This is a genomic window from Ellagibacter sp. (genome assembly GCF_048412355.1).
Classification (GTDB): Bacteria; Actinomycetota; Coriobacteriia; order Coriobacteriales; family Eggerthellaceae; genus Ellagibacter.
In genome coordinates this window covers 1-2,668 of the sequence record NZ_DBFSAP010000010.1, presented here as the reverse complement: position 1 = coordinate 2,668, position 2,668 = coordinate 1, and the positions used below count along the sequence as shown (strand labels likewise).

2 protein-coding genes and 1 tRNA gene are annotated in these 2,668 nt (G+C 59.1%); 1 reads left to right on the top strand and 2 read right to left on the bottom strand.

Features of this window, described 5'->3' with window-relative positions:
• The first annotated feature begins 349 nt into the window (after positions 1 to 349).
• A complete protein-coding gene (gene galE, locus ACMRQN_RS01275; protein WP_418733482.1) occupies positions 350 to 1,483 on the top strand; it encodes a UDP-glucose 4-epimerase GalE in 1,134 nt (377 codons plus the stop codon).
• A gap of 114 nt (positions 1,484 to 1,597) precedes the next feature.
• Here the strand turns inward: galE and ACMRQN_RS01270 are convergent, their stop codons facing one another.
• Entirely contained in the window at positions 1,598 to 2,263 is a 666-nt protein-coding gene (locus ACMRQN_RS01270; protein WP_418733481.1) for an HAD family hydrolase, read from the bottom strand.
• Between the two features lie 102 nt (positions 2,264 to 2,365).
• Positions 2,366 to 2,440 (bottom strand) — tRNA-Gly (locus ACMRQN_RS01265).
• Positions 2,441 to 2,668: the final 228 nt, after the last annotated feature.

The following is a 2,668-nucleotide window of genomic DNA, read 5'->3' as shown; positions in this document are numbered from 1 at the left end:
AGCCCCTCCAGGCGGCGGCGCCGCCCGCCTCGCCATGCCCGAAAGCATTCGATATTCGGTTCTCAAGCTGCAACGTTCGGATAATAAATTGTTCTCTAAAACCTACGGTTTAGCCCTTGACTTCATATAGCTGGTCTCCTTTCGCTTGGTCTACCCGCCGCGCGTTGTGTAATTTGGAGGATAGAGACATGCAACCAATAGAATGATGCCATTATAGCGACGAAATGCTCATTTTCACGAGGCCTCTTCTTTTTTCGTTGCTGTTTTGCGATGTTGTTGGAGGGCATGCGCGCGTCTTTGCGGTGCGGTATCATGACGAAAGCTTGGACCCTCCGAGAAAAGAGTGATTATGGCAAACAAATCTCTGGCGAAGTCGCCCATCGAGCTTACGATCTTGGTCACCGGCGGCGCCGGATTCATCGGCTCGCACACCTGCGTCGAGCTGCTTGCTAAAGGCTTCAACGTCGTTATCGTCGACGATTTGAGCAACTCGAGCGAAGTCGCCGTCGAACGCGTGCGCAAGATTGCCGGAGTCGGCGCCGATCGATGCGCGTTCCACGAGGCGAACGTGCTCGACCGCGACGCGATGGAAGCCATCTTCTCCGAGCATGACGTCGATGCGATCATCCACTTCGCCGGTTTCAAGGCGGTGGGGGAGAGCGTGCAGAAGCCGCTCGAGTACTACTGGAACAACATCGCGGGCACGCTCGTCCTGTGCGATGTCGCGCGCAATCACGGCGTGAAGAACATTGTGTTCTCCTCGAGCGCCACGGTCTATGGCGAGCCCGAGTTCGTGCCCATTACCGAGGATTGCCCGAAGCATTCCGCCACGAACCCCTATGGGCAGACGAAAACTATGCTCGAGCAGGTGCTCACCGACCTTTACGTGGGCGACAACGAGTGGAACGTCGTGCTGCTGCGCTACTTCAACCCCATCGGCGCGCACGAGAGCGGCCTTATCGGCGAGGACCCGAAGGGTATCCCCAACAACCTGGTGCCCTATGTGGCGCAGGTTGCTGTTGGCAAGCTCGTTGCGGTTGGCGTGTTCGGCGACGACTATCCCACGCCAGACGGCACGGGCGTGCGCGACTACATCCACGTGGTCGATTTGGCGCGCGGGCATGTTGCCGCGCTCGACTGGATGGGCGGCAAGGTCGGCACGGGCGAGCCTTCCGGGCTTGGTTCGATCCAGGGCGAGGCTCAGGCCGACGGCTCGCGTCGCGGTGTGGGAATCTTCAACCTGGGGACTGGTAAAGGCTCGAGCGTTCTCGATGTGATTCACGCGTTCGAGCGCGCTTGCGGCAAGACGATTCCCTACGAGATCAAGCCTCGCCGCGCGGGTGACATCGCGACGAATTACGCTGCTTGCGACAAAGCAAAGCGAGAGCTGGGCTGGGTTGCGCAGTACGACCTCGACCGCATGTGTGCCGACAGCTGGCGCTGGCAGTCGATGAATCCCGATGGCTACGCGACGGAGGCGTAGGCTTTCAGAATCGCGGGGGCAGGCATTGGGCGCCCGCATTGCTTATGCATGAAAAGGGAGCGGCTCCTCAACGGGGAACCGCTCCCTTTGTTTTGCCTCGTTGTTCTTGGGGCTTTACGCCTCCGGTGCGTACTTCAAAAGGTCGGAGAAGCTTTCGAGCATGATGTCCGATCCTGCGTCGCGCATCTCCTGCGCGGTGTGGTACCCCCACGAAACACCAATGCCGCAGGCGCCGGCGCGATGAGCGACCAAGATGTCGTTCGGTGAGTCGCCCAGATAGGCGGTGCGCTCCGGCGTGCTGCCCAGCTCCTCGATGCTACGCAGCAGGCCCGCCGGGTTCGGCTTTCGGGGAATTTCCTCGCATTCGCCGTGTTCCACGTCGAAGAGGCCGGGGAGGCATTGGGCGATAATCTTGTGCACGCCTCCGTCGAACTTGTTGGAGAGAACGCCCAGCTTGCAACCCCGACGGCGCAGCTCGGCAAGCGTTTCGGGGACGTGCGGGTAGGGTGCGGTCAGGTGGTTGTCGTATTCCAGGTTGAAGCGCTTCCAACATGCAACTGCCTGGTCGGCTATGTCTTTCGGGGTGTTCTCGGGCACCGCTTGGTACATGAGCGCGACGAGCCCGTTGCCCACGAAGCTCAAAACCTCGTCGTGCGTTCGCTCGGGAAACCCTTGCTCGCGAAGGGCTTCGTTGGTGACGACGACCAAATCGGGCAGCGTGTCCAAGATGGTGCCGTCGAGGTCGAAGATGAAGGTGTCGAATGATTTCTTGCTGCTCATGAACAAGGTCGCTTCCTTACCGAGAAACCCGCCAAATAGAAAAACCCGCCGCAGCGGGTTTGGTTGAAAGGCAATGCGTGCTCCGTTGCCGTTGGTTTTCAATGGAGCGGGTGACGGGACTCGAACCCGCGAATACGAGCTTGGGAAGCTCGGGCCTTACCACTTGGCGACACCCGCATGCAGCGACTCATTATAACCGCACCTCCTTCAAATCCTCGGTTATTTCAGCAAATCACCATGTAGAGCCATCTAAGCGGCGGCTGGCGGTTAATTTGCAAGTTCATCCGAACACTTAAGTTTCGTTCTCGAACTCAGCCGGACATGTCCGGCTGAGTTCGAGAATTCCTTTCTGGAGGCGAGGGCCGAAGGCCCTCCCGAGAGAAAGGAAGAAGCATGGAGGAAAAG